Below are 25,516 nucleotides of genomic sequence, written 5' to 3' on the forward strand. Positions count from 1 at the left end.
GGCCGCCGCTGGACTCGACGTCGATCCCCTTGACCTGGCGCGGGGTGTTGTCCAGCTCGGTCAGGCCGAGGGACTGGGCCAGCCGGCGGGCCGGGGCGGAGCGGACCCTGGACGAGCCGCTCACCGAGCGGGAGCTGACGATCCTGCGCTACCTCCAGAGCATCCTGTCCAACGTGGAGATCGCCAGCGAGCTGTCGCTGTCGGTCAACACAGTGAAGACCCACGTGCGCAACATCTACCGCAAGCTCGACGCGACCCGCCGGCGGGAGGCCGTCCGGCGGGCGCGTGAGCTCCGGCTGATCTGACGGCGGGCGCCCGCCGGAGCCGATCCGGTCAGCCGGTCGCGGCGGCGTCCACGACGGCCAGCAGCTCCGCCAGGTCGTAGCCGCCGTCGTGGCGCACCTCGTTGACGAAGAGCGTCGGGGTCCCGTTCACCCCGCTGCGGATGCCGCCCACGAAGTCCTGCCGGACCCGGTCGGCGTAGGCATGCCGCCCCACCTCCACGCCGACCTCCTCGGGCGGCAGCCCGAGCTGCTCGACGCCGAGCGACAGGTGCACCGGGTCGAGCTGGTCCTGGTGCTCGTAGAGCCAGTCGTGCATCTCCCAGAACCGCCCCCGCCGGCCGGCCGCCTCGGCGGTCTCCGCCGCGCTCTCCGCGTACGGGTGGACGTTGGCGATGGGGAAGTGCCGGTAGACCAGCCGGACGGTCTCGCCGCGCTGGCGCAGCACCTCGGCCAGGTTGGGGTACGCGACCCCGCAGAACCGGCACTGGAAGTCGCCGTACTGGACGAGGGTGACCGGCGCGTCGGCCGGCCCCCGGACGTGGTCCGTCCCGGTCACCGGGAGGCGCAGCCGGGCGGTGGTGACCTGCAGCGGTGTGGTCATCGGGCCACCACCCCGTTCGGATCAGTCATGGGTCCCACCCTCGCCCCCGGCCGGGTGAGCCGGGATCACCCGGCCCGGGTGGTCACGTTCACCGCCCCACGGTCACGTGGTTGTGCACCTCCCGGATGCCGGGCGCGCTCCACACCACCCGCTCGATCTCCGCGCGCTCGCCGGCCGAGTGGACCAGCCCCTCCAGGAGCACGGTGTCCCCGCGCACCCGGACGCTGATCCCCTCCGCCTCGGTGGCGCCGCTGCGCGCCAGCGCGTCCACGATCCGCTCGGCCAGGTCGCGCCCGTCGGGGCGGGCGCTCGGCCGCACGGTGATGCCGTTGCTCACCCCGCGTACGCCGCTGAGCCGGGCGACCGAGCGCTCGGCGGCCCGGCGCTGGTACTCCCACTCGACCTCGCCGTGCAGGGTGACCCAGCCGTCGGCGACTGTCACGTCGAGCGCCTCGATCGGCACGAACGCGTCCCACTCCAGTGCCCGGCTGGCCGCGGTGGCGATCTCCGGGTCGCTCTTCTCGGCGGAGGTGGCGATCCGGACGGCGACGTCGTTGGCGACCGCCCGGACCCGGGGCACCCGGTGCGCGGCCCGCTCGGCGGCCCACTTCTTGGCGTAGCTGTCCACCGAGCCGGCCAGCGTCACCACCCCCTCGGTGACGGTCACCCCGATCTCGTTGGGGCGTACCCGGGGTTCCCAGGTCAGCTCGTCGAGGACGGCGGACTGGATCTCCTGGTCGGTACGGGTGGTCGTCGCGGTGGCCATGCTGGCTCCCTCCGGGATCGGTTCGCGGTTCGCCGGGCTCCGCCGCCGGCACGGAGTCCCGCAACCCCGATCCTGCGCGCGCCCCGGGTGACCTGCCCTCACCCGATCGGGGTGAGCGGAGGGGGCACACCGCACAGACCACGGTGGCCGCTCCCGACACCGGGGCGGCCACCGTCGCGTTCGGGCTCAGCCGTCCAGGCCGGCGGGGGAGTTGGGGCGGTCGACGTCGACGAACTCGATCTCGTCGACGTCCCGCTCCCGGCTGCCGGCGGCCCGCGCGGCGGTGCCGGCGGCCCAGCCGATCGCCGCGCCGGCCAGCGCCGCGGCGATCAGCAGCGTCCAGGGCAGCGCCGGCCGGCGGCCGGCGAGCGCGTCGAAGGCGAGGCTGGCCCGGCGGCGGGCCTCCTCGGCGGCGGAACCGACCAGGTCGGTGGCGTCGTCGGCGAAGCCGGAGGAGTTGCGGCGCGCCGAGCGGGCGGCGTCCCGCACGCTGTCGCCGGCGGAGCCGACGGCGGAGAGCAGGTGCTGCCACGCCTGGTCGGTGACCCGCTCGGGCTTGCTGCGGCGGTCCAGCAGGGTGGATCCGAACATCGTGTTACCTCCTCGGGGTGCCGAAGTCCGGCGGCCAGTTCGGACTCCGGTGTGGTCCGGCGCGTGACGGTTCGCTCACCGGGGCAGTGCCCCGACCGGACCCGGCGCAAACCACCGCGGCGGGGCGGGTCGGCGCGGCGCCGGACGAACCACCCGGACGCGCCGGGGCCGGGGTGCCCCCCGGGTGTGCGCCGGCCCGCTACCCTGGGTCGGCGGATCGGCCGGGCCCGCCCCGGTCGATCGACCGGTGGGGACCCGCGCCGCGGGGAAACCGGAGCCCGAAGGTCCGGATTGGGATGCCCAGGTGTGCCCAGTCCGCGAATTGCTCATCCCGAGGGGTGGCGACCGAGGCCGTCGGAGGAATACTCTCGGTCGCGGCCCGCGTACTGATGAGGCGCCCGTAGGGGCGAGTGGAGGTGCTCGCGTGAGCCTGTCGATCGTGAAGTCGGTGCTGCCGGGTGGTGTGGTCCAGATCGCCCCGCGTGGGGAGATCGACGTCGACACTGCGTACGAGGTGCGGGAAGCGATCGCCGAGGTGCTCGCCAAGGGCCGCCCCTCCCGGATCGAGCTCAACATGCGGCTCGTCACCTTCATCGACTCGGTCGGCATCAGCGCCATGGTCGCGGGCTTCCAGACCTGCGAGGTCAGCGGCGTCAAGCTGGTGGTCACCGAGCCGAGCCGGTTCGTGCACCGGCAGCTCTGGGTGACCGGCCTGCTCGGCCTCTTCGGCGCGCCCGAGCCCTGGTTCGCCGACACCGCCCCCGAGGTGCTGCCCGGGGCCTGACCCGCCCCCACCCTCGTTGCGCGACCGCCGCGCGACCAGGGGCTTCCGACCCGTTGCCAGCCCGGCTCCGGTACGGGACGATCGTGCGGACCCACGACGGCGAGGGGGCCCGCTTGCTCAGCAGCGACAGCTTCAGCTACACCGTGCAGGCCCGGTGCACCCGGGCGCACGCGGTGGCCCTGCTCGGCGACCTGAGCCGGCAGGGTGAGCTGCATCCGCTGATCGTCCGGGTCCGCCAACTGCCGTCCCGCCCGGGCGCGCTGGCCAGCTACGCGATCACCGACCGGCTGGAGCTCGGCCCGCTGCACTTCCCGGTCACCTACCAGGCGGACGTGCTGATCGCCAACGAGGACGAGGTGGTCACCGTGGCCCGGCAGCAGCCGGCCACCACGGTGCGCAACCACACCCGGCTGCGCGACGAGCCCGACGGGGTGGTGCGGATCGACGTGGAGATCACCCTCTCCGCTCCGGCGCCGCTGTTCGGGTACGCCTTCCGGCAGGCCCGGGCGGCCCACCTCGGCCTGGCCAGCCGGCTCGGCGCCACCCTGGAGGGGCGGGCGGCCTGACTCAGCCGCGCCGCCCGGCGGGCACCGGTCGCCGGGCCGCCGGTCGCGCCGGCCGCAGCCGCCCCCACGGCTTGTACGTGGACAGCACCGTGACGACGAGCAGCAGCGTGGTGGAGACGGACGGCGCGACGACCAGGTCGACGCGCAGGTGGGTGTCGGCCGCCCCGGCCAGCTCACCGAGGTGCCGGACCCGCGGGGTGAGCAGGAGCAGCACCAGGGTGAGCACCACGGTGGTGACGGCGAACTTCACCAGCACCCAGCGCCAGCGCAGCAGCCCCCACGGGGTGAGCAGCGCGCTGGCCAGCCCGACCAGCCAGACCACCACGCTCAGCGGGGCGAACAGCCAGGTGACCAGCAGCGCGGCCGCCGGATAGACCACCTCGGGATCGGCGCCGCGCAGACCGGCCACGCCGAGGGCGAGCAGCACCAGGTCGGCGCCGAGCCAGCCCAGGGAGGTGACCAGGTGCAGGGTGAGCAGGGCCTTGCGCCCGGCGGGGGAGAGTCGACTCATGCCCCGATGCTCGGCCGTCGACGGCGCCGCGTCGTGGGCCGCGCGGCGACACCCGGCGTACGTCGTGGGGCGTAGGCCGGGTGTCGCCGGGGCGGGTCAGTACACCGACAGGTGGACGTGGTTGGTGTGGTCGCTGGACGGGTCGCCGTTGCCGCCGCTGTACGCCTTCCAGCCGCTGCTCGGCAGCCAGATCTGCTTGTACCAGATCACGTAGAGCACGGCGAGCGGGTCGGCGTTGCGGACGAAGTAGGCGGCCAGGTTGTTGCCGTACGTCCTGTCGCCGCCGGTGGCCACGCCGCCGAAGCCGTCCTTCTGCGCGGCGAAGTCGCAGGCCCGCCCCTTCGGGTGCTCGCCGGAGCCGCTGGGCCGGTGGCAGGAGACGTAACGGGTGAACCCGGCCGCCTTGGCCTGCTGGAGCGCGTGCAGCGTACGCGGGGTGATGCAGCCGTCGGCCGGCGTCGGGTCGTTGACGCTGCACGACTCCGGGGGCCAGGAGCCGTCGGGGTTGCGCGGGGCCGGCTTCGCCTTCGCCGAGGAGGTCCCCTGCACGCTGCCGCCGCCGCTGCTGGACGCCCGGTTGTTGGCCACCTCCAGGGCGCGTTCGGCCTGCTGCTTGCGCTTGGCCATCACGGCGACCTGCTTGCGCTGCTCCTGGATCTCGCCGGTGAGCGCGGCCTGCGTGCGGGTGGCCTCGTCCCGGGTCTCGATGAGGTCGCGCAGCGCCCGGTCCTCGTGCGCGGCCACCTGCTCCAGCGCGGCCGCGCGATCCATGAAGCCCTCCGGGGTGCTGCTGCCGAGCAGCGCCGCGGCGGTGCCCATCCGCCCGGCCCGGTACGCCACCCCGGCGATCTCGCCGACCTTGGCGCCGCGGACGGTCAACTCGGCGTTGACCGTCTTGAGCTGGGCGGTGAGCTGCTGCTGCCGGGTCACCGAGCGGTTCAGCGCGGCGCGCGCCTCCAGCCAGCCCTTGCTGGCCGCGTCGAGTTGGGCGCGCAGCGCCGGGGTGCCGCCCTCGTCGTCGCCGGGTGCGGCGGCGAGCAGGCCGGTCGGGGAAGCCACCGCACCCGCCGAGGCGGGGGAGAGCGGCGCGGTCACGACGCCGAGGGCGAGCGTCGCGACGAGCAGGGCCGCCAACCGGGCGACCGTCCGTCGTACAGGTGCCACTGGGGGCATTCACGTGTCCTTCCGTCAACCGCCGACCGGGTTAGCTGACGGGTTCGGGACGGAAGATCCCTACCGCTCACGCGGATGCACCCCACGAACGTGGTTCCCCGGCTCGCCCCTGCGGGCGATTAGGCGACGGCCACCGCAGGCGCCGGTGGGCGCCGCCCGGCGGAGGCCGCGACCGAGCCTACCGGCGGTGCTCCGGGCCGGCTCCGCTGGTGGGAGTCGGTCGCCCGGTCAAAACCGGCATAAGTGCACAATAGCCACTTGGATTTAAGATTGCCCTAATTACCACTCGACCGCACCACAGGCCCCGGGCGACGCTCCGGGTTCGATCTGCAACGTGGCGTGATCGATCGAGAAGTCCTCGTGCAGGGCGGCCCGGGCGGCGGCCAGCACCTCGCCGACCTCGGCGCCGGGGCTCATCGTGAGGTGCGCCGAGGCCACCTCCATGCCCGAGGTGAGCGTCCAGACGTGCAGGTCGTGCACCTCGGCGACGCCGGGCACCGCGGCCAGCCGGTCGTGCACCGCGGTCACCTGGAGGTGCTCCGGGGCGGCCTGCACCAGGATGCGGACCGCGGCCCGGCCGAGCCGCCAGGTGCGCGGCAGGATGAACAACCCGATCGCCACGGCGACCAGCGGGTCGGCCCACCACCAGTCGGTGACCGCGATGACCACGGCCGCGCCGATCACCCCGAGCGAGCCGAGCAGGTCGCCCAGCACCTCCAGGTACGCGCCGCGCAGGTTGATGCTCTCCTCGGCGCCGGCGCGCAGCAGCGCGAACGCGGCGATGTTGGCGAGCAGGCCGAGCACCGCCACGGCGAGCATCGGCCCGGCGAGCACCTCCGGCGGCTCGCCGAACCGGCGTACCGCCTCGACCAGGACGTAGACGGCGACGGCGCCGAGCAGCACCGCGTTGGCCAGCGCGGCCAGCACCTCGAGCCGGTAGAGCCCGAAGGTGCGCTGCGGGTCGGTGTCGGCGTGCCGGGTGGCGGTGATCGCGGCGAGGGCCATGCCGATGCCGAGGACGTCGGTGAACATGTGCCCGGCGTCGGAGAGCAGGGCCAGCGAGCCGGTGGCGAACGCGGCCACCGCCTCGACCACCATCAGGGCGGTGAGCAGCGCGAAGGCGCCCCAGAGCCGGCCCCGGTGGCGGTGCGCGGCGTTGGTGACCGCGCCGCTGTGGTCATGACCTGCGCCCACGCCCACACCCTTCCGTCCGCCGCCCCGGCGTGGCCCAATCTATGCTCACATCGCTATGTATGCAAGTGAACGCCGGGTGGGCGGCCGCCGGTTCAGCCGACCGGGTCGAGCGTGGTGAGGCGCTGGGTGGCGCGGGAGAGCGCCACGTAGAGGGTGCGCACGCCCGACCCCGGATCGGCCCGGATCTCGCTCGGCGCGATCAGCACCACCCCGTCGTACTCCATGCCCTTGGCCTGGAGGCTGGTCACCACCTGGAGCCGGCCGCCGAGGTCGCCCAGCCAGCCGGCCACCTCGTCCCGGCGCGGCACCGGCGTGATCACCCCCACCGTGCCCTCGACCTCGGCCAGCAGCGCGTGGGCCGCCGTCGCGGTGGCGGCGGGCAGCTCGCCGGCCGCCACGGTCAGCTCGACCGGTGCCACGCCGGTGGAGCGCACCGCGGTGGGCAGCGCGAGGTCCGGGTGGACGCGGCGGATCTCCGCGGCCGCCACGGCGAAGATCTCGGCCGAGTTGCGGTAGTTGGTGGTGAGCTCGTACCGGTACCGGCGGCGCCGGCCCAGCGCCTGGTCCCGGGCCCGGGTCAGCTCCTGCGCGTCGCCGGTCCAGGCGGTCTGCGCCGGGTCGCCCACCACGGTCCAGGAGGCCAGCCGGCCGCGCCGGCCGATCATCCGCCACTGCATCGGCGAGACGTCCTGCGACTCGTCGACCACCACGTGGGCGTAGTCGCGGTAGTCCTCCGGGCGCTCGCGGGCGGCGGCCCGGGCGGCCCGCTGCCGGTCGGCGAACGTGCTCAGCTCGCGGACGCCGCCGGCCAGCTGGAACGGGTCTCGCTTCGGCTTCGCCCGCTGCACCGGCCGGCCTAGCAGCGCGTCCAGCTCGTCCAGCAGCGCCACGTCGGCGATGGTCAGCCCCTCGGCGTCCAGGCCCCGGTACGCCGCCGTGAGCAGCCGGATCTCGGCGCCGGAGAGGACACCGCCGGCGTACCGGCGCAGCCGCTCCGGGCGGGCCAGCCAGCCCAGCACGTGGCGCGGGTGCAGCCGGGGCCACCAGGCCTTGAGGAACTCGCGGAACTCCGGCCGCTCGATGATCTCGTCCTCGAACGCGGGCTGCTCCGGCAGCCGGCCGATGCGCAGCGAGCGGGCCTGCGCCCAGAGCGCGGCGAGCACCGCGTCGAAGGCCGCCCGGCGCACCTCGTTGCGGCGCACGCCGCGCGCCAGCGTCCGGTCCCGGATCGCGTCCAGCTCGGCCCGCTCCAGCCGGAGCAGCTCGCCCCGGTAGAGCAGCCGCAGCTCGGCGGGGGAGTCCGGCACCGCGTCCCGGACCGCGCGCTCCAGCACCCGGCGCATCCGCAGCGACCCCTTCACGGCCGCCACCTCGGGCGGATCGGTCCGGCTCGCCGACAGGCCGGGGAAGAGCGAGCCGAGCGAGTGCAGGGTGGCGGTCTCCTCGCCGAGCGAGGGGAGCACCGAGGCGATGTACTGGACGAACACGCTCGACGGGCCGACCACCAGGATGCCGCCGCCGGCGTACCGGGCCCGGTCGGAGTAGAGCAGGTACGCGGCCCGGTGCAGGGCCACCGCCGTCTTGCCGGTGCCCGGGCCGCCGGAGACGATCGTGACCCCGTTGCCGGGAGACCGGATTGCCTCGTCCTGCTCCCGCTGGATGGTGGCGACGATGTCCCGCATGCCGTGCCCGGTGGCCCGGGAGAGGGTGGCCAGCAGCGCGCCGTCGCCGACCACCGCCATGTCCGGCGGCGCCGACTCCGGGTCCAGCAGGTCGTCCTCGATCCGGATGATCCGCTCCGCCGACGACTGGATGGTCCGCCGCCGCACCACACCGCGAGGCTCGGCCGGGGTGGCCTGGTAGAACGCGGCGGCGGCCGGCGCCCGCCAGTCCACCACCAGGGTCTCGGCGTTCTCCCCGCGCACGCCGAGCCGCCCCACGTGCAGCACCTGCCCGGTACGCAGGTCCAGCCGGCCGAACACCAGCCCCTCGTGCTCGGCGTCCAGCACGTGCCGGCGCTGCGCCGCGTGGAAGACCATGGCGTCCCGTTCGACCAGGGCGCCGAAGTTGCCGACCCGGGCCAGCCGGTAGCCCTCCCGCTCGGCGTCGGCGGCCGACCGACGCAGTTCGGCCAGCCGGGCGTACACCCGGTCGAGATGCCGTTGTTCGACGGCCATCTCCCGTTCCAGGGTGGTCTGGTCGCTCAACGCGGGGGCTCCTGTGTCAGACGGCGGGCTGAATGAGGGTACGGGCCCCTGGCCCGGCTCCTGTCGGGGCCATGCCGTTGCCCGCTGCCCGCCGGTGCGGGTTGCCCGTTATCCGGACGTTCCCACCCGTTGCCCGGACGTTCCCGCGTCCGTCCCCGTGAGCACCTGGCGCAGCACCCCGGCGACGGCCGCGTTCACCTCGTCGGGGCGTTCCATCATGAGCATGTGGCCGGCGCCGGGGCAGACGGTCAGTTCGGTGGTGGGCAGCGCCGCGGCGATCGACTCGGCGCACGGCGGCGGGGTGAGCCGGTCCCGGTCGCCGACCAGCGCGGCGGCAGGCAGCCGGCCCAGCGCCGCGAGGGTGTCCAGCCGGTGCTGGGCCCCGATCGAGGCCCGGAACCCGCCGATCGAGCGCAGCGAGGCGTGCGCCACCGCCGAGGTGACCAGCCGAATGTCGGCGGGTTCGCAGCGGTCGCCGAAGAGCATCCAGCGGATGCTCGGGCGCAGTGCGCGCAGCAGCGCGTGCGGCGGCCGCCAGGCGCCGCAGCGGGCCAGCACCCCGGCCCCGGTGGTCTCGGCGAGCCGGATCAGCCGGGCGATCCGGGGGGAGAGCCCGTAGACCGTGTGGGTGTGCCCCTCGGCGGTGGTCGAGACGAAGACCAGGCCGGCGGTGCGGCCGGCGAAGTGGTCGGGGTGGCGGTGGGCGTACTCCATCACGGTCATCCCGCCCATCGAGTGCCCGACCAGCACGATCTGCCCGGTCGGGACGATCTGGTCGACAACGGCGGCCAGGTCGTCGCCGAGCTGGGCCAGGGTGGCGGTGCGCAGTGCCATGCAGCTCGACCGGCCGTGCCCGCGGGCGTCGTAGGTGACCACCCGGACCCGACCGCCGAAGCGGTCGCGCAGGTCGGCGAGCTGGCGGTGCCAGCTGCGCCCGTCCAGCGTCCAGCCGTGCAGCAGGATCGCGGTGACCTCGGCGTCGACCGGCCCGGTCGCCGCCACGTGCAGGCGTACGCCGTCGGGAAGCCGCACCTCCAGGTGCTCCGGCATGGGTCCACCTCCCCCGGGCCGACCGGTGTCTGTCGCACCGGCGTGACCCGGCGGTGACACCGGCGTACCCGTCATGACAGCACGGCAACCGGGGTGGTGAGAAGATTCGCAACCCGGCTTCGCGGCGTCGGATCGGTGACCAGGCTGGAGGCATGCCGCCCACCCCCGCCGCCCGGACACCCCGGGCCGCCCTGGCCGAGCTGCTCGCCGGCAACCGGCGCTTCGTCAGCGGGCAGCCGGTGCACGGCCACGACGTCACCGCCGCCGCGGCGGTGGCCTCCGGCGACCAGCAGCCGTACGCGGTGGTGCTGGGCTGCATCGACTCGCGGGTGCCGCTGGAGGCGATCTTCGACCAGACGTTCGGCTCGATCTGCGTGATCCGCACCGGCGCGCACGTGCTCGACCGGGCGGTCTGCGGCTCGATCGAGTACGTGGTGGGGCAGCTCGGCGTGCGGCTGGTGATGGTGCTCGGGCACGAGCGCTGCGGCGCGGTCGGCTCGGCGGTCGACGCGCTGCGCAGCGGCCGGCGGCCGGGTGGCTCGCTGGGCTACGTGGTGGACCGGATCGCGCCGGCGGTCCACGAGGTCGGCGCGGACGACCCGGACGCCCACCCTCTCGCCGTCCGCCGGCACGTCCGGCGCACGGTGGCCACCCTGCGCGCCGACGACCTGCTGGCCGGGCCGGTGGCGGCCGGGGAGGTCGCCGTGGTCGGCGCGCTCTACGACCTGGCCAGCGGCGAGGTGGCGCTGCTGCCGGAGGAGTGAAAAGACAGAACCGCCCGCCGGGGTGACCCCGGCGGGCGGTTCTGTGGTGTCGCGGGTGAGGGCGCTCAGCCCTCGAAGACGCCGGCCTCGACGAGACGCTTCTCGGTCTTGTCCCAGCCGTGGTCCGGGTGGGTGGCGGCCAGCGCGTTGATCTCGGCGCGGACCTTGGCGGCGTGGCCGGCGGCGGCCAGCACCCGGATCTCCTCGACGAAGGCCTCGGAGTCGGTGCGCAGGTGCGCGGTCTTGCCGTTGGTCAGGTTGCGCACGTAGGCGTGCTTGCCGCCGTTGAGCGGGATCAGGTACTTGAACTCGCCCAGCACGCTGAGGGCGCCACCCTGGCCAGCCTGGCCGGCCCGGACTGACGCGCGCGCGGTCTTAGAGGTGTTGCTCGCCACGGAGGTACTCCTTGCAGACGTACGGGAGGACGGAAAACGTCCGGGGGCTGATGTGCGGTTTGACGCCCGGGGTGAGCGTCAGCCCGCGAAGACGTGCGGCGGCACAGAACCGCCCAGAGAACTGTACACGACCTCGACGCCTGGCTGGTCGTCGCGCCGTCAGGGAGCACAACCGGGTCAGCCGCCCGGGTATTTCCCGGTCCCCGGCACCGGCGAATTTTCCGATTCGCTGGCGCACCATCCGTCACACGGGTCATCATGTGTTGCAGAGGCCACTCGCGTGGACGAGGTCGTAGGGGAAGACGCACCTCGGCTCACCGGGAGGTCACCGTGCCAACGCGTGGCGTCGTATACGTCCACTCGACCCCGCTCGCCGTGTGCTCGCACGTCGAGTGGGCGATCGCGCGCGTCCTCGCCGCGCCGGTCAACCTGCACTGGACGGCCCAGCCCGCCGATCCCGGAGCGCGACGCACCGAGTGCGGGTGGACCGGCAGCCCGGGGACGGGCGCCGAACTGGCTGCTGCCCTCCGGCAGTGGCCCATGATCCGTTTCGAGGTGACCGAGGAGCCCAGCCCGGGGGTCGACGGCGAGCGGTTCATGTACGTCCCGGGGCGCGGCCTGTTCCGGGCCACCGTCGGCGCGGCCGGCGACATCCAGCTCGGCGAGGACCGGCTCCGCAGCATCATGGCCTCCGCCCGGGCCCCGGAGGCCCTCGCGCACGCCCTCGACAAGGCGCTCGGCACCGCATGGGACGCCGAGTTGGAGCCCTACCGCTACGCCGGGGACGGCGCGCCGGTGACGCTGCTCACCCGGGTGGGCTGACGAAGGTCAAGTTGCCCCGATACGGTGGGGCGCGTGTCGATTTCCCCGCGTCGCGCCGGCGTCGCGCTCGCCGCATTGACCGCGCTGCTCGTCTCCGGGTGCTCGGGTGAGCCCCAACGGCCCCGCCCGACCCCGTCGAGCCCGGCGCCGACCCCGTCGTCGGCCGCCCCCGCGCCGACCGGCGCCGACCCGGCCGCCCGGGCGGCCGCCCTGGTGGCGACGCTCTCCGACGAGGACCTGGTCGGCCAGGTGCTGATGCCCTACGCGTACGGCAGCTCGGCCACCAAGGTCTCGCCCGGCTCGGCGGCCGGTAACCGGGCCCTGGCCGGGGTCGACACCCCCGCCGAGATGGTCGCCAGGTACCGCCTCGGCGGGCTCATCCTGGTCGGCTTCAGCGCCGACGACCCCACCTCGGGCAACCAGGAGACCACCAACGTCGACAACCCGAAGCAGGTCCGCGCGCTGACCGACGGGCTGCGCGAGGCGGCCGGCCGGCTGCCCGCCGGCCCCGCCCCGTTCCTGATCGGCACCGACCAGGAGTACGGCGTGGTCACCCGGATCACCGACGGCGTCACCCTGCTGCCCAGCCCGCTGGCCGCCGGGGCCGCCGGCAACCCGGCGCTGACCGAGGCCGCCTGGCGGGCCGCCGGCGCCGAGCTGGCCGCCATGGGGGTCAACCTCGACTTCGCCCCGGTCGCCGACGTGCTGGCCACCCGCAGCACGGTGATCGGCTCCCGCTCCTTCGGCGCCGACCCGGCGACCGCCTCGGCGCAGGTGGCCGGGGCGGTCCGCGGGCTGCAGGCGGAAGGGGTCGCGGCCAGCGTCAAGCACTTCCCCGGGCACGGCCTGAGCGCCGCCGACTCGCACACCGACCTGCCGGTGGTCGGGCAGTCCCGCGCCGTGCTCGACCGCACCGCGTTCCCGCCGTTCCACGCCGGGATCGACGCCGGGGCCATGGCGGTCATGTCGGCCCACCTCGACGTCAAGGCGGTCGACCCGGGCACCCCGGCCACCTTCTCCCGCAAGCTCCTCACCGACGTGCTCCGCGGCCAGCTCGGCTTCCAGGGCGTGGTGATCACCGACGGGATGAACATGGCGCCGGCCAAGCGGTGGTCGCCGGGGGAGGCCGCGGTCCGGGCTCTGAACGCCGGCAACGACCTCATCCTCATGACCCCGAACGTGGGCCAGGCGTACGAGGGGATGCGGGCCGCGCTCAAGGACGGCTCGCTGCCCCGGACCCGCCTGGTCGAGGCGGTCACCCGGGTGCTGACCATGAAGTTCAAGCTGGCCGACCGGCCGGCGCCCGCGCTGTCGACGCTGGACAGCGCCGCGCACCGCAAGGCCGCCGCCGACCTGGCCGCCGCGGCCGTGACCATGCTGCGCGGCCGCTGTGGCAGCCCGGTGGCCGGCCCGGTCACCGTCACCTCCTCGGGCGGGCGCGACCGCACCCGTGCCGCGCTGGCGGAGGCGCTCACCGCCGCCGGGGTGAAGGTGGTGCCGAGCGGCGGCACGGTCGTGCACCTCGTCGGGTACGGCGACGGCAGCAAGGACCTGCGTGCCGACGCCACCGTGACGGTGGCCATGGACACCCCGTACGTGCTGGCCGGGGCGAAGTCGCCGACCCTGCTGGCCACCTACTCGTCGACCCGGGCGTCGATGACCGCGCTGGCCGCGGTGCTCGCCGGCAAGGCCCGCTCGACCGGCCGCGCCCCGGTGAAGGTGTCCGGCCTGCCGGCCACCACCTGCGGCACCTGACCGGGTCGGCGCCCGGCGACCGACCCGGCCCTGACCTGCCCGACTGGTAGCGTCGGCCCCGTCCGCCGCCGCCAGGGAACCGGAGGGTCGAGTGCCGTGAGCGCGCCGCAGCCGGCCCTGTCCGTGGTGGTGCCGATGTTCAACGAGGAGGCCGTCCTCCCGCTGCTCGCCGTCCGGCTCCGCGCCGTGCTCGACGGGCTCGGCGAGGCGTACGAGGTGGTGGCCGTCGACGACGGCAGCACCGACGGCACCGCGGCGGCGCTGGCCGCGCTCCGGGTCGGCTGGCCCGAGCTGCGGGTGCTCCGGCTGCGCCGCAACAGCGGGCACCAGGCCGCCCTGCACGCCGGCCTGCTCCGCGCCCGGGGCGCGCACGTGGCCAGCATCGACGCCGACCTCCAGGACCCGCCCGAGGTGATCGTCGAGCTGCTCCGCCGGGCCCGCGCCGACAGCCTGGACGTGGTCTACGCCGTGCGGGCCGACCGCAGCCGGGACACCCGGTTCAAGCGGTGGACCGCGGCCGGCTACTACCGCCTGGTCCGGCGGCTGGTCGGCGAGCAGGTCCCCGCCCAGGCCGGCGACTTCCGGCTGCTCAGCCGCGACGTGGTGGAGGCGCTGCGCGAGCTGCCCGAGCGCAGCCCGGTGCTCCGGCTGGTGGTGCCCTGGCTCGGCTTCCCGAGCGCCGAGGTGACCTACGAGCGGCAGGAACGCGCCGCCGGCCGGACGAAGTACCCGCTGTCCCGGATGGCCGGGCTGGCCGCCGAGAGCGTCACCAGCTTCTCCGCCGCCCCGCTGCGGGTGGCCACCTGGCTGGGCCTGGTCGGCGTGGCGGTCTGCGGGGTGCTCGTGGTGGTGGCGGTGCTGGCCTGGTTCGCCGGCGCCACGGTCAGCGGCTGGCCCTCGCTCTACGTGGCGATCCTCTTCCTCGGCGCGGTGCAGCTGCTCTGCCTGGGCCTGCTCGGCGAGTACGTGGCCCGGATCTACACCGCTGTGCAGGGCCGGCCCGCGTACGTGGTGGCCGGCGACAGCGCCGCCGCCGATCCGGTCCGCCCGGACCCCGCCGAGCTGGCCGACAGCCTGCGGTGACCGCCCTCGCCACCGGCGCCGCCCCGGCGGCCGTCGACCCGCGCCGCCGTCCGGCCGCCCTGCGCTTCGCCCCGGCCGTCGCCGGGTACGCCGCCGTGGTCGCCGTGCTGCTCACCGCCGGCACCCCGGCCGGAGCGATCGCCCGCTGGACGGCGTACGCGGCGCTGGCCGTGCTGCTCCCCGGCACGCTGGTGTTCCGTGCGTTGCGCCGCCGGCCGCACACCCTGGTCGAGGACCTGGCCATGGGCGCGGCCGTCGGCCTGGTGCTGGAACTGGTCGCCTGGGCCGGCTTCACCGCCGTCGGGCTGCCCGGCTGGCTGCGGCTCTGGCCGCTCGCCGTGGTGGTGCCGTTCGCCGCCGTGCCCCGGCTGCGGCGGCACTGGCGGGTCCGCCACCCCACCGTCGTCCCGGCGGGTTGGGCCTGGTCGCTCGCGGGGGTGGTGGTCGGCTTCACCCTCTACCTGTACGGCTCGTTCCTCGCCGTCAACCCGGTGCTCCCCACCGACGAGGGGCAGGCCCAGTACATCGACCTGGCCTTCCAGCTCTCCATCGCCGGGGCGGCCACCCACCAGGTGCCGCCCGAGGTGCCGCAGGTCGCCGGGGAGCCGCTGCACTACCACTGGTTCGGCTTCGCCCACCTGGCCGCCACCAGCCTGGTCAGCGGGGTCGACCTGCCCACCGTGCTGTTCCGGCTCGCCGTGCCGGCGCTCTGCGCGCTCGCCGCCGTGCTGGTCGCCGTGGTCGGCTGGCGGATCACCGGCCGCCCGTACGCCGGGGTGGTGGCCGCCGCGCTGCTGTTCACCGTGGGCGAGTTCGGCTTCGAGAACGGCTGGCGGCAGCTCTTCGGCAGCCAGGCCACCTTCATCGTCTGGGGCAGCCCGTCGATGACCTACAGCTGGGTGCTGCTGCTGCCGCTGCTCGCCGTGCTCGGCGAGATCGTCGGCCGGGCCCGCGGGGTGACCGTGCCCGCGCTGGGCCGCGGTGCCTGGGCGCTGGCGGTCCTCTTCCTGGCCGCGTCGACCGGCGCGAAGGCCAGCACGCTGCCGGTGGCGCTGGCCGCGCTCGGGCTCACCGCCGCGGTGACCCTGGTGGTCCGCCGCCGGCTGCCCCGGGGCGTGCTGGTCGCCGCCGGGCTGGCGCTGGCCGCGCAGTTCTTCGCCACCGCCGTGCTGTTCGCCTTCGAGAGCCACGGGGTGGTCCTGGACCCGTTCTCCGGGCTGCGCCCGTACGTGCCGGCCGGCCGGCCGGCCGGGGTGACCGCGCTGTGCTGGGCGCTGGTCGTGCTGGCGTTCCTGCTCAACCTCCAGCTCCGGGTGGCCGGCGCCCTGGCCCTGCTCCGGCTGCGCCGGTGGCGGCCCGAGCCGGTGCAGGTGTTCCTGCTCGGCGGGGCGCTCGCCGGCCCGGCGATCTACCTGCTCGTCGGGCATCCCGGCAGCAGCAACCAGTACTTCACCCGGACCGGCTTCGCCTTCGGGGTGCTGCTCTCCGCCTGGGGCTGGGTCGAGGTGGCCGACCGCGCCGCCCTCTCCGCCCGGGGGCGGTGGCTGCTCGGCGCGGGCGTCGCCGGGTTCGCCGTGCTGCTCACCGCGGTGCAGCTCGACTCCGCGGTCAGCACGCCGGCCGTCCCCGCGTACGCCCCGGTGCTGCCGCTGCTCCGCTGGGCCGCCGTGCTGGCCGTGCCGGCGGTGCTGGCCGCCCTGTGCTGGCCGGCCCTGGTGGGGCGCTGGCCCGGGCTGGCCGGCCGGGGTGGGCTGGTGCTGCTCACCGCCCTGTTGACCGCCGGGGCGCCGGGGCTGGTCATGGACGCCGCGGCGACCCGGGTCTACCCGAACGGCGGGGCGTACCCGGTGGTGGCGATGCCCGCCTCCCGGGTCGAGGCGGCCCGCTGGGTGCGGGCGCACAGCGCCCCGGACGACGTGCTCGCCACCAACGTGCACTGCCGGGAGGTGGTCGACGGGTGGTGCGACGCCCGGTCGTTCTGGCTCAGCGGCTACGCCGAGCGGTCGGTGCTGGTCGAGGGGTGGGCGTTCGCGCCCCGGATGGTCGGCCGACCGGACGGCCCGTACGCGCCGTTCTGGGACGCCGACCGGCAGCGCGCCAACGACACCGCCTTCACCGCCCCGACGGCCGCCGGCCTGGCCGCCCTGCGCGACCGGTACGGGGTGCGCTGGCTGGTGGTGGACCGGAAGGCCGGTGCCGAGGCGCCGGCCCTGCGGACGCTGGCCGACCTGCGCTTCGAGAACTCCAGGACGGCCGTCTACCGGCTGCGCTGACCGCTCACTCCCGGTTGTTCTTCGCGGTCCGCTTGGCCAACTGGTACGCCGGCAGCATGGCCCGGTGCTCCTCGTCGTCCGCCCCGCCGAGGGTGAGCAGGTAGCGTCCCCAGATGGTCGACACCAGGAGCGCCCGCTCCCGGGTTCCGTCCGGCCCCACCCAGGTCGCCTCGAAGGCGTCGAGCGGGCCGGCCTTCGTCCGCCGGTACTGCCGGTCGGTGACGTCGCCGTTGGCGTCGAGGAACTTGTCCATCGTGTACTGCTGGCTGAGGCCCGCATCCGCGTCCCAGACGCGCAGGAAGCCGAGGTGACCGGCGGGCTTGGCGTCGATCTCGCACACCGGCACGGCGTCGCCGATCGCGGCGTCCCGGCCGGCCGTCACCGCCTCCGCCCGCCACTTCGCCGGCACCGAGAAGATGATTCCCATCGGGCACGGGCTCGCCTTGCCGCCGAGCTCACCGGCCGCCTCGACCGGCGCGACCTCGTCGTACCAGGGCGGCCCCGCCACCACCGGCGAGGCCGTCGGCGACGCGGACGCCGATGCGGAAGGTGCCGCCGCCGGCTTCCCGTCGCCGCAGCCGGCGATCCCGGCCAGGGCCAGCGCGGCCAGCGCGGCCGTCACGGTACGTCGAGACATCCCGTCCTCCTGCGTCTGCCGTGCCGTCGGCACACGGCGACCAGGGATGTTAGTAGATCTTGATGAGCCCCGAGGGGTGGGGTGCCTGCCCCGGTCAGGCCGGTCGGTGGGCGCGCAGCATCAGCGACACCCCGGGCAGCGCCTTCACCGGCAGGTAGCGCTCGGCCGTGACGACCGTGCGCAGCCCCAGGTTGACCAGCGGGTGCGGCGCGTCCAGGTCGCTGCCGGTGGAGCGGCGCCGCCGCCAGGCCGCGACCGGACGGAGCACGACGTTCCAGCTCCACAGCTCGTCGACCACCAGGCCGGCCTTCTCCACCACGGCTCGCAGCCCGGCACGGTCGTAGCGGCGGACGTGCCCGACCGCCACGTCGTGCGCCGACCAGAGCCGCATGTCGGCCGGCACCGCGATCAGCGCCGTCCCGCCGGGGCGCAGCGCCCGCCGCATCTCGGCCGCCGCGAGGTGGTCCTCGTCGAAGTGCTCCAGGATGTCGAAGGCGACCACCAGGCCCAGGCCGGCCGAGGGGACCGGCAGGTGCCGCGCGTCGGCCCGGATCACGGCCAGGCCCCGCTCCCGGGCCACCCCGGCGCCCTCCGCGCTGTACTCCAGGGCGAGGGGCCGCCAGCCGTGCGCCCGCAGCACCCGGGTGTTCCCGCCGCCGGCCGCGCCGATGTCCAGCGCCCGGCCCGGACGGGTGCCGGCCGCGGCCAACCGGCGCAGCGCCCGGCCCAGCAGGACCCGCCGCTCCCGGTACCACCAGTGGGTGTCCTCCAGCGCGGCGAGCTTGCGGATCTCGGTGGCTTCCACGGCGGCTGCTCCTCGACGGCTCGACGGCCCTCACCGTAACGGCCCCGACCGGCCGGGACCGGGCCGGCGGCAAATCCGGGTGCGGGCCGGGCGCGGGCGCTGGCAGGGTGGGCGGCCATGGGAGAGCGCGCACAGGGTTTCCGCTACGCCGCCCGGCAGCATCCCCGCAACCGGGGCTGAGATGAGGTCCGGGCCCGCGTCCTGTGCGGACGCGGGCCCGGATCGGGTACGCCGGGCTCAGGCCCGGGTGAAGACCAGGGCCACGTTGTGCCCGCCGAAACCGAACGCGTTGTTCAGCGCCGCGGGGATCTCCAGGTGGCGTGCCTTGTGCGCGGCCACCTCCAGGGTGAGGCCGTCGTCCGGGTCGTCCAGGTTGATCGTCGGCGGTACGACGCCGTCCCGGATGGCCAGGATGGTGGCGATCGACTCCAGCGCGCCGGCCGCGCCGAGCAGGTGCCCGGTCATCGACTTGGTGGCGGACAGCAGCGGGTGGTCGCCCACCGCCTTGCGCAGGGCGCCGATCTCCAGCATGTCGCCGACCGGGGTCGAGGTGGCGTGCGCGTTGACGTGCCGGATGTCCGTCTTCGCGACGTCCGCGTCCGCGACCGCCTTGGCGATGGCCCGGATCGCGCCCTCGCCCTCGGCGTGCGGCTGCACGATGTCGTAGGCGTCCGAGGTGATGCCGGCGCCGGCCAGGCGCGCGTAGACCCGGGCGCCGCGGGCGGCGGCGTGCTCGGCGCGCTCCAGGACCACCACGCCCGCGCCCTCACCGAGCACGAAGCCGTCGCGGCCCTTGTCCCAGGGGCGGGACGCCTTCTCCGGCTCGTCGTTGCGGGTCGACATGGCCCGCATCGAGGCGAAGCCGGCGATCGGCAGGGGGTGGATGACCGCCTCGGTGCCGCCGGCCACCACCACGTCGGCCCGGCCGGAGCGGATGATGTCCAGGCCCAGCGCGATCGCCTCCGCGCCGGTCGCGCAGGCGCTGGCCACCGAGTGCACGCCGGCCTTGGCGCCGAGTTCCAGCCCGACCCAGGCGGCCGGGCCGTTCGGCATCAGCATCGGCACCGTGTGCGGGGAGACCCGCCGCGGGCCGGACGCCTCCAGGATGTCGTCCTGGGCGAGCAGGGTGGTGGCGCCGCCGATGCCGGAGCCGACGCTGACCGCCAGCCGCTCCGGGTCGAGCCCGGAGTCGGCCAGGCCGGCGTCGGCCCAGGCCTGCTGCGCCGCCACGATGGCGATCGCCTCGGACCGGTCCAGCCGGCGCATCTTGACCCGGTCGAGCACCGTCGAGGGGTCGACGGCGAGCTGCGCGGCGATCCGCACGGGCAGTTGCTCGGCCCACTCCTGGGTGAGCGCACTCACCCCGGAGCGGCCGGCGAGCATGGCGTCCCAGGTCGACGCGACGTCCCCGCCGAGCGGGGTCGTCGCGCCGAGCCCGGTGACGACGACGTCGGGGCGACTCATGATCAGGACTGCGCCTCGATGTAGCTGACGGCGTCGCCGACGGTCTTGAGGTTCTGCACCTCGTTGTCCGGGATCTTGACGCCGAACTTCTCCTCGGCCGCCACCACGACCTCCACCATGGAGAGCGAGTCGACATCGAGGTCGTCGGTGAAGGACTTCCCCTCGGCCACGTCGTCCGGGTTCACCCCGGCAACCTCTTCGAGGATCTCGGCGAGGCCGGCGGTGATCTCGTCACGGGTCATTGCGGTGGGTTCCTCTCATCGGGGGTTCACTCGACGGCCGGCGACGCCGGTCGTCGCACCTCGGCGCGCTCGCGCCGGAGGGGGTCTTCAGGGGCAGCGGACGACCTGACCGGCGTAGGTCAGGCCGCCGCCGAAGCCGAACAGCAGCACCGGGGCGCCGGAGGGCACCTCGCGCCGCTCGACCAGCTTCGACAGGGCCAGCGGCACGCTCGCCGCCGAGGTGTTGCCGGACTCGACGATGTCCTTGGCGATGATCGCGTCCGGGATGTTGAGCCGCTTGGCGATGCCGTCGATGATCCGGCCGTTGGCCTGGTGCGGCACGAACGCGGCCAGCTCCGACGGGGCCACCCCGGCCCGCTCGCAGGCCTGCAGCGCGAGCGGGGCCAGCGCGGTGGTGGCCCAGCGGAAGACCGCCTGCCCCTCCTGCGCGATGTAGGGCCGCCAGCCCTCGATCCGGACCGCGTCGCTCTTCTCCGGCACCGAACCCCAGACCACCGGGCCCACCCCGGCCGGCTCGCCCTCGGCGGTCGCGGTGACCACCGCCGCGCCGGCGCCGTCACCGAAGATGATGCACGTCGAGCGGTCGGTCCAGTCGGTGAAGTCGGAGAGCTTCTCGGCGCCGATGACGATCGCGTTGCGCGCCGCCCCGGCCCGGATGGCGTGGTCCACCGTGCCCAGCGCGTAGGCGAAGCCGGAGCAGGCGGTGTTGATGTCGTAGGCGCCCGGGGCGCTGATGCCCAGCTTGGCCGCGACCCGGCAGGCCACGTTCGGGCTGCGGTCCACCGAGGTGCAGGTGGCCACCACGACGAGGTCGATGTCGGCGGCGGTGAGCCCCGAGTTGGCCAGCGCCTTGCCGGCGGCGGCGGTGGCCATGTCGGCCACCGTCTCGTCCCCGGCGATCCGCCGGGTGACGATGCCGACCCGGTCCCGGATCCACTCGTCGTTGGTGTCGACCATCTGGGCGAGGTCGTCGTTGGTGACCACGCGGGAGGGCTGGTAGTGCCCCATCGCGACGATCCGGCTGCCGGGCATCAGTGATTACCTTCCGTTCGCGACTGCGGGACCCGCATCGTCGGCTCGTTCCTCGCGCTCATGCCTGCTGCCCGCCGCGGTGCCGGGTGATCAGGTCCCGCGCCGCGGGCAGGTCGTCGGGGGTGTTCAGGGTGACGATCTCCGGCGCGCCCTCGCCCTTGAGTTCGCGCTTGACCAGGCCGGCCAGGGTGCCGGCCGGCGGCAGCTCGATCACGCCGGTGACGCCGAGGTCGGCGAGCGTGCGCATGCACAGGTCCCAGCGGACCGGAGCGGTCACCTGGCGGACCAGCCGCTGCACCATCTCCCGGCCCTCCGCGACCGCGCCGCCGTCGAGGTTGGAGAGCAGGATCCGGGCCGGGTCGGCCGGGGTGATGCCGGCGGCCACATCGGCCAGCGCGGCCTCGGCCGGGGCCATGTACGGCGTGTGGAAGGCGCCGGCCACCTTGAGCATGATCACCCGGGCGCGGGCCGGCGGCTCGGCGGCGAGCTTCTCCAGGCCGGTCACCGTGCCGGCGGCGACGATCTGGCCGGCGCCGTTGCGGTTGGCCGGGTGCAGCCCGTGCGTCGCCAGGGCGGCGAGCACCTCGTCCGGGTCGCCGCCGAGCACGGCGGCCATCCCGGTCGGCTCCAGCGCGCAGGCGGCGGCCATCTCCCGGCCGCGTACGCCGGCGAGGGTCACGGCCGACTCGGCGGGGAGCACCCCGGCCAGGGCCGCGGCGCCCAGCTCGCCGACGCTGTGGCCGGCGACCACCGCGACGTCCTGCATCGGCAGGTGCTCACCGGCGAGCAGCGCGGCCGCGACCAGCAGCGGCTGGGTGCGGGCGGTGTCCTTGATCTCGTCCGCGTCCGCCTCGGTGCCCAGGTGGAGCAGGTCGACGCCGGCCAGCGCCGACCACGAGCGCAGACGCGCCGCCGCGTCGGGCAGTTCGAGCCAGGGGGTCAGGAAACCGGGCTTCTGCGAACCCTGTCCGGGTGAGAGTACGGCGAGCACGTCTACGACTCTGACGGATACTCGCGGGTCGCGCTGTAACGCACGGCACCAAACCGCACTAGAAGCTTTGGAGGATACCTACAAAGATCGGCGCCGATCATCACCTGTCTGTGGCGTTTTGCCGGTGCCTGAGCCCATTGTCTGGCTCGGGACCGGTGCGACCCCCGGGACCACCGGGTCGAGCCGACCGACGGTCAACGCCACCTGCAGGGTGAACGCGTCGCGCGGCGTGAGCGGCGAGAATCCGGCCACCTCGGCGACCCGCTTGAGCCGGTAACGCACCGTGTTCGGGTGCACGAAGAGCGCGCGGGCCGCGCTCTCCAGCGTGCCGCCGGCGGCGAAGAAGGCGTCCAGCGTCTCCAGCAACTCGCCGCCGGCCCGGGCGAGGGGAGCGTACACGTCGTGGCGCAGCCGCCGGCGGGCCTCGGCGTCCCCGGCCAGGGCCCGCTCGGGCAGCAGGTCGGCCGCGGAGACCGGGCGGGGCGCGGTCGGCCAGGCCGGCGCGGCCCGGAAGCCGGCCAGCGCGGCGCGCGCCGAGTCGGTCGCCTCGTCCAGGCTGGGCACGGCCGGACCGACCACCACCGGCCCCTCGCCGAACGCGGTGAGCAGCTTCTCCGTGGCCGCCACCGGGTCGGCCGCCCCGCCCAGCACGATGACCAGCCGGTCGCCGTGCACGCCGCCGATCACCTCGACCCCGATCCGGCGGGCCTGCCGGTAGACGGTGTGCAGCACGGCGGCCACCTCACCGCCCGGGGAGCGGCCCACCGCCACCGCCACCGGCGGCGCGTCCGACCAGCCCAGCGCCGCCGCGCGGCTGGCCAGCACGTCCGGCGAGTCGCCGCGCAGCAGCGCGTCCACCAGCAGCGCCTGCAGCCGGGCGTCCCAGGAGCCGCGGGTCTCGGCGGCGCGGGCGTAGACCCGGGCGGCGGCGAAGGCGATCTCCCGGGAGAACCGCAGCACCGCCTCCCGCAGCAACTGCTCCTCGCCCTTCACGGCGAGATGCGACACCTGCTCCTCGACCACCTCGATGGTCACCTTGATCAGCGCCACGGTCTGCTGGAGGGTGATCGAACGCGCGAGCGCCTGCGGCGCGGCGGCGAAGACCTCGTCCGACACCTCCTGGGTGCTGTCGGTCGCGCCACCGCCCTGGTGCAGCCACTGCACCAGGGACCGGACGCCGGCCTGGGCGACCAGCATGACCCAGGAGCGCTGGTCGGCCGGCAGCTCCCGGAACCAGGGCAGCGTCTCGTCCATCCGCGCCACGCTGGCGGTCGACAGCGCGCCCGCCGCCCGCTCGATGCGGCGCAGCGTCGCCGACAGTTCGGTCCCGCCCGGTTCGCTCACCGCGTCCCCTTGGCTCGCGACTGCGGGGCTCGCAACCCCGGCTCGCTCCTCGCGCTCACGGCGTCCCCTTGGCTCGCGACTGCGGGGCTCGCAACCCTGGCTCACTCCTCGCGCTCACCGCACCAGCCTGACACGCCCTGACCAGCGGTTCCACATCGAGGCCCGCCCGCCGGCCCGGCGACGGCGGCGGCCGGCGACAATGATCTCCCGTGACCGACACCCCGCGCGCCCTCGCCGACCTCGCCCGCGACATCGACGCCACCTGCCGACTCACCGGACGGTTCGTGCTCCGCTCCGGCCGGATCGCCGGCGAGTACTTCGACAAGTACCGCTTCGAGTCCGACCCCGTGCTGCTGGACCGGGTCGCCGCCGGCCTGGCCGGGCTGGTCCCGCCCGGCACCGAGGTGCTGGCCGGCCTGGAGATGGGCGGCATCCCGGTGGTCACCGCGCTGGCCCGGCACGTCGGGCTGCCCTGCGCCTTCGTCCGCAAGACCGCCAAGGCGTACGGGACGGCCCGGCTGGCGGAGGGCGCGGACGTCGCCGGGCGGCGGGTGCTGGTGGTCGAGGACGTGGTGACCTCGGGCGGTCAGGTGGTGATCTCCACCGCCCAGCTCCGCGAGCTGGGCGCCACGATCGAGCACGCGCTCTGCGTGATCGACCGGGGCGAGGGCGGCGGGGAGGCGTTGGCCGGGCACGGCATCGCGCTGCGCGCCCTGCTCACCCGCGCCGACCTGGACGCCGCCCGCCCGGCCTGACCCGTTCCGGCCCCGGACGATCTCCACGGGTACGCGCTGAACACCCCGTCGGGCCCGGCCAGTACGGTGTCAGGGCACGTCGGGGCGACCGCCCGACGGGCGATGGCGAACGTGAGGAGACCGGGATGGCGCAGGGGGAGGCCGAGCACGGCTGCGCCCAGGGCGAGCCCTGCCGGCCGGGCCACCACGAGCAGCCGGCGCCCGCCAAGCACCCGCGGCGGACGGGTCTGACCCATCCGGCCGAGCCGGCCGCCGGCTGGACGCCCGAGCGGGCGGACGAGGAGCCGCCCGTGCCCCGCCAGCGGGCCGCCGAGCCGGTGACCCCGGCCGGGCCCGAGGCGGAGCCGGCTCAGGGCTGCCGCAGCGACCTGCCCGGTTGGGCGGGTGCCCACCGGCACGGTCCGGTGCGGCCGCGCAGGCGCGCGGTGCGTCGGGAGAGACCCCCGCGCCGCTGGTGCTGACCCCGCGGTCGCCGTCCGGCGGCTAGCGTGGGCCGGGTGAAGGCGATCGCGATCGACGCGTACGGCCCTGTCGACCGGCTCACCCTGCGCGAGTTGCCCACCCCGCCGGTGGGGCCGGACACGGTCCTGGTCCGGGTGCGGACCGCCGGGGTGAACCCGGTCGACGGGAAGGTCCGCGAGGGAGCCCTGGCCGCCCTGCTGCCGAGCCACTTCCCGCTGGTGCCGGGCTGGGACGCGGCCGGGGTGGTCGAGGCGGTCGGCCCGGCGGTGGCCGGGTTCGCCGTCGGTGACGAGGTGATCGGCTACGTCCGGCGCGACGACGTGCAGCACGGCACGTACGCGGAGCTGGTGCCGGCCCCGGAGCGGTGCCTGGCCGACAAGCCGGTGCAGGCGTCCTGGGCCGAGGCGGGCGGGCTGCCGCTGGCCGGGCTCACCGCCTACCAGGCGTTGCAGCTGGCCCGCACCGGCGCGGGCGACACGGTGCTGGTGCACGGCGCGTCCGGCGGGGTCGGGCACCTGGCGGTGCAGCTGGCCAAGGCGCTCGGCGCCGGCCGGGTGATCGGCACGGCGAGCGAGGCCAACCACGACTTCGTCCGGTCGCTGGGCGCGGAGCCGGTCAGCTACGGCGACGGCCTGCTGGACCGGGTCCGCGCGGTCGCGCCCGACGGGGTGGACGTGGCGCTGGACCTGTTCGGCGGCGACGCGCTGGACGTCTCCGCCGAGCTGCTCGCCCGGCCGGCGCGGCTGATCTCCACGGCCGACCCGGAGCACGTCACCCGGCTCGGCGGCAGCTACGTCTTCGTCAAGCCGTCCACGGCCGACCTGAGCGTGCTGGCCGGGCTGGTCGACGCCGGCCGGCTCACGGTGCACGTGGCCCGGACGTTCCCGCTGGACGAGGCGGCCGAGGCGCAGCGCCTGGTGGCGGCGGGACACGTCCGGGGCAAGGTGGTGCTGGAGGTCTGAGCC

Annotated in this window: 27 protein-coding genes and 1 riboswitch; of the genes, 11 read left to right on the plus strand and 16 right to left on the minus strand. The window is 75.3% G+C overall.

Annotation, left to right across the window (positions count from 1 at the left end):
• Positions 1–305 (plus strand): LuxR C-terminal-related transcriptional regulator (locus tag ABZV78_RS03270; protein WP_355635150.1); only part of this gene is annotated, 305 nt, incomplete at its 5' end.
• Between the two features lie 28 nt (positions 306–333).
• Here the strand turns inward: ABZV78_RS03270 and ABZV78_RS03275 are convergent.
• The 3 genes from ABZV78_RS03275 to ABZV78_RS03285 all read right to left on the minus strand — a co-directional run bounded on the left by ABZV78_RS03275 (position 334) and on the right by ABZV78_RS03285 (position 2,242).
• Positions 334–885 carry a DsbA family protein gene (locus tag ABZV78_RS03275; protein WP_355635151.1) on the minus strand — a complete coding sequence of 184 codons (552 nt, stop codon included), beginning with the start codon at positions 883–885 and terminating at the stop codon, positions 334–336.
• Positions 886–973: 88 nt separating this feature from the next.
• Positions 974–1,651 (minus strand): BON domain-containing protein, encoded by a 678-nt coding sequence (locus tag ABZV78_RS03280; protein ID WP_355635152.1) that lies wholly within the window; start codon positions 1,649–1,651, stop codon positions 974–976.
• 186 nt (positions 1,652–1,837) lie between these two features.
• Positions 1,838–2,242 (minus strand): hypothetical protein, encoded by a 405-nt coding sequence (locus ABZV78_RS03285; protein ID WP_355635153.1) that lies wholly within the window; start codon positions 2,240–2,242, stop codon positions 1,838–1,840.
• A 424-nt stretch (positions 2,243–2,666) separates the two neighbouring features.
• Here ABZV78_RS03285 and ABZV78_RS03290 point away from each other — a divergent pair, with 424 nt between their 5' ends.
• Together ABZV78_RS03290 and ABZV78_RS03295 are read left to right on the plus strand one after the other, a co-directional pair.
• Positions 2,667–3,026, plus strand: coding sequence for an STAS domain-containing protein (locus tag ABZV78_RS03290; RefSeq protein WP_355635154.1), 360 nt, complete (start codon positions 2,667–2,669; stop codon positions 3,024–3,026).
• A gap of 83 nt (positions 3,027–3,109) precedes the next feature.
• Entirely contained in the window at positions 3,110–3,592 is a 483-nt protein-coding gene (locus ABZV78_RS03295) for an SRPBCC family protein (protein ID WP_355635155.1), read from the plus strand.
• 1 nt (position 3,593) lies between these two features.
• On the opposite strand, the gene ABZV78_RS03300 is transcribed toward ABZV78_RS03295, so the two are convergent.
• The 5 genes from ABZV78_RS03300 to ABZV78_RS03320 form a co-directional block, all read right to left on the minus strand.
• Entirely contained in the window at positions 3,594–4,103 is a 510-nt protein-coding gene (locus tag ABZV78_RS03300) for a hypothetical protein (RefSeq protein WP_355635156.1), read from the minus strand.
• A gap of 96 nt (positions 4,104–4,199) precedes the next feature.
• On the minus strand, positions 4,200–5,276 hold the full coding sequence (locus ABZV78_RS03305; protein ID WP_355635157.1) for a hypothetical protein: 1,077 nt from the start codon (positions 5,274–5,276) through the stop codon (positions 4,200–4,202).
• A 4-nt stretch (positions 5,277–5,280) separates the two neighbouring features.
• Positions 5,281–5,412, minus strand: a riboswitch (cyclic di-AMP (ydaO/yuaA leader).
• Between the two features lie 143 nt (positions 5,413–5,555).
• Positions 5,556–6,470, minus strand: a complete 915-nt coding sequence (locus tag ABZV78_RS03310; protein WP_355635158.1) for a cation diffusion facilitator family transporter — start codon at positions 6,468–6,470, stop codon at positions 5,556–5,558.
• 92 nt (positions 6,471–6,562) lie between these two features.
• The gene (locus tag ABZV78_RS03315) at positions 6,563–8,677 is read right to left on the minus strand and encodes an AAA family ATPase (protein ID WP_355635159.1); all 2,115 of its coding nucleotides are present in this window, start codon (positions 8,675–8,677) and stop codon (positions 6,563–6,565) included.
• 108 nt (positions 8,678–8,785) lie between these two features.
• Positions 8,786–9,727 carry an alpha/beta hydrolase gene (locus ABZV78_RS03320; RefSeq protein ID WP_355635160.1) on the minus strand — a complete coding sequence of 314 codons (942 nt, stop codon included), beginning with the start codon at positions 9,725–9,727 and terminating at the stop codon, positions 8,786–8,788.
• Between the two features lie 152 nt (positions 9,728–9,879).
• Between ABZV78_RS03320 and ABZV78_RS03325 the strand changes: the two genes are divergently transcribed.
• Entirely contained in the window at positions 9,880–10,491 is a 612-nt protein-coding gene (locus ABZV78_RS03325) for a carbonic anhydrase (protein ID WP_355635161.1), read from the plus strand.
• A gap of 65 nt (positions 10,492–10,556) precedes the next feature.
• On the opposite strand, the gene ABZV78_RS03330 is transcribed toward ABZV78_RS03325, so the two are convergent.
• Positions 10,557–10,886, minus strand: coding sequence for a hypothetical protein (locus ABZV78_RS03330; RefSeq protein ID WP_151463449.1), 330 nt, complete (start codon positions 10,884–10,886; stop codon positions 10,557–10,559).
• Between the two features lie 330 nt (positions 10,887–11,216).
• Between ABZV78_RS03330 and ABZV78_RS03335 the strand changes: the two genes are divergently transcribed.
• The 4 genes from ABZV78_RS03335 to ABZV78_RS03350 all read left to right on the plus strand — a co-directional run bounded on the left by ABZV78_RS03335 (position 11,217) and on the right by ABZV78_RS03350 (position 16,819).
• On the plus strand, positions 11,217–11,708 hold the full coding sequence (locus tag ABZV78_RS03335) for a DUF3145 domain-containing protein (protein WP_355635162.1): 492 nt from the start codon (positions 11,217–11,219) through the stop codon (positions 11,706–11,708).
• Between the two features lie 24 nt (positions 11,709–11,732).
• Entirely contained in the window at positions 11,733–13,463 is a 1,731-nt protein-coding gene (locus ABZV78_RS03340) for a glycoside hydrolase family 3 protein (protein ID WP_355635163.1), read from the plus strand.
• A gap of 96 nt (positions 13,464–13,559) precedes the next feature.
• Positions 13,560–14,546 (plus strand): glycosyltransferase family 2 protein, encoded by a 987-nt coding sequence (locus tag ABZV78_RS03345; RefSeq protein WP_355635164.1) that lies wholly within the window; start codon positions 13,560–13,562, stop codon positions 14,544–14,546.
• On the plus strand, positions 14,543–16,819 hold the full coding sequence (locus tag ABZV78_RS03350) for a DUF2298 domain-containing protein (RefSeq protein WP_355635165.1): 2,277 nt from the start codon (positions 14,543–14,545) through the stop codon (positions 16,817–16,819). The genes ABZV78_RS03345 and ABZV78_RS03350 overlap by 4 nt, the downstream gene beginning before the upstream one ends.
• A gap of 4 nt (positions 16,820–16,823) precedes the next feature.
• Here ABZV78_RS03350 and ABZV78_RS03355 read toward each other — a convergent pair whose 3' ends face one another.
• The 7 genes from ABZV78_RS03355 to ABZV78_RS03385 form a co-directional block, all read right to left on the minus strand.
• Positions 16,824–17,456 carry a lipoprotein gene (locus tag ABZV78_RS03355; RefSeq protein ID WP_355635166.1) on the minus strand — a complete coding sequence of 211 codons (633 nt, stop codon included), beginning with the start codon at positions 17,454–17,456 and terminating at the stop codon, positions 16,824–16,826.
• Between the two features lie 94 nt (positions 17,457–17,550).
• Positions 17,551–18,261, minus strand: coding sequence for a class I SAM-dependent methyltransferase (locus tag ABZV78_RS03360; protein ID WP_355635167.1), 711 nt, complete (start codon positions 18,259–18,261; stop codon positions 17,551–17,553).
• Between the two features lie 237 nt (positions 18,262–18,498).
• Positions 18,499–19,725, minus strand: coding sequence for a beta-ketoacyl-ACP synthase II (fabF, locus tag ABZV78_RS03365; RefSeq protein ID WP_355635168.1), 1,227 nt, complete (start codon positions 19,723–19,725; stop codon positions 18,499–18,501).
• A 2-nt stretch (positions 19,726–19,727) separates the two neighbouring features.
• Entirely contained in the window at positions 19,728–19,967 is a 240-nt protein-coding gene (locus tag ABZV78_RS03370) for an acyl carrier protein (protein WP_007072348.1), read from the minus strand.
• An 87-nt stretch (positions 19,968–20,054) separates the two neighbouring features.
• Positions 20,055–20,999: a beta-ketoacyl-ACP synthase III gene (locus ABZV78_RS03375; RefSeq protein ID WP_355635169.1), complete on the minus strand. Its 945-nt coding sequence runs from the start codon at positions 20,997–20,999 to the stop codon at positions 20,055–20,057.
• A 58-nt stretch (positions 21,000–21,057) separates the two neighbouring features.
• Positions 21,058–21,990, minus strand: coding sequence for an ACP S-malonyltransferase (locus ABZV78_RS03380; protein WP_355635170.1), 933 nt, complete (start codon positions 21,988–21,990; stop codon positions 21,058–21,060).
• Positions 21,991–22,068: 78 nt separating this feature from the next.
• The gene (locus tag ABZV78_RS03385) at positions 22,069–23,334 is read right to left on the minus strand and encodes a helix-turn-helix domain-containing protein (protein ID WP_355635171.1); all 1,266 of its coding nucleotides are present in this window, start codon (positions 23,332–23,334) and stop codon (positions 22,069–22,071) included.
• A gap of 209 nt (positions 23,335–23,543) precedes the next feature.
• Between ABZV78_RS03385 and ABZV78_RS03390 the strand changes: the two genes are divergently transcribed.
• The 3 genes from ABZV78_RS03390 to ABZV78_RS03400 all read left to right on the plus strand — a co-directional run bounded on the left by ABZV78_RS03390 (position 23,544) and on the right by ABZV78_RS03400 (position 25,513).
• Positions 23,544–24,089 (plus strand): phosphoribosyltransferase family protein, encoded by a 546-nt coding sequence (locus ABZV78_RS03390; RefSeq protein ID WP_355635172.1) that lies wholly within the window; start codon positions 23,544–23,546, stop codon positions 24,087–24,089.
• A 125-nt stretch (positions 24,090–24,214) separates the two neighbouring features.
• Entirely contained in the window at positions 24,215–24,550 is a 336-nt protein-coding gene (locus ABZV78_RS03395) for a hypothetical protein (protein ID WP_355635173.1), read from the plus strand.
• 36 nt (positions 24,551–24,586) lie between these two features.
• A complete protein-coding gene (locus ABZV78_RS03400) occupies positions 24,587–25,513 on the plus strand; it encodes an NADP-dependent oxidoreductase (RefSeq protein ID WP_355635174.1) in 927 nt (308 codons plus the stop codon).
• Positions 25,514–25,516 lie beyond the last annotated feature (3 nt).

The sequence above is a fragment of the Micromonospora sp. NPDC004540 genome (genome assembly GCF_040610095.1).
Classification (GTDB): Bacteria; Actinomycetota; Actinomycetes; order Mycobacteriales; family Micromonosporaceae; genus Micromonospora.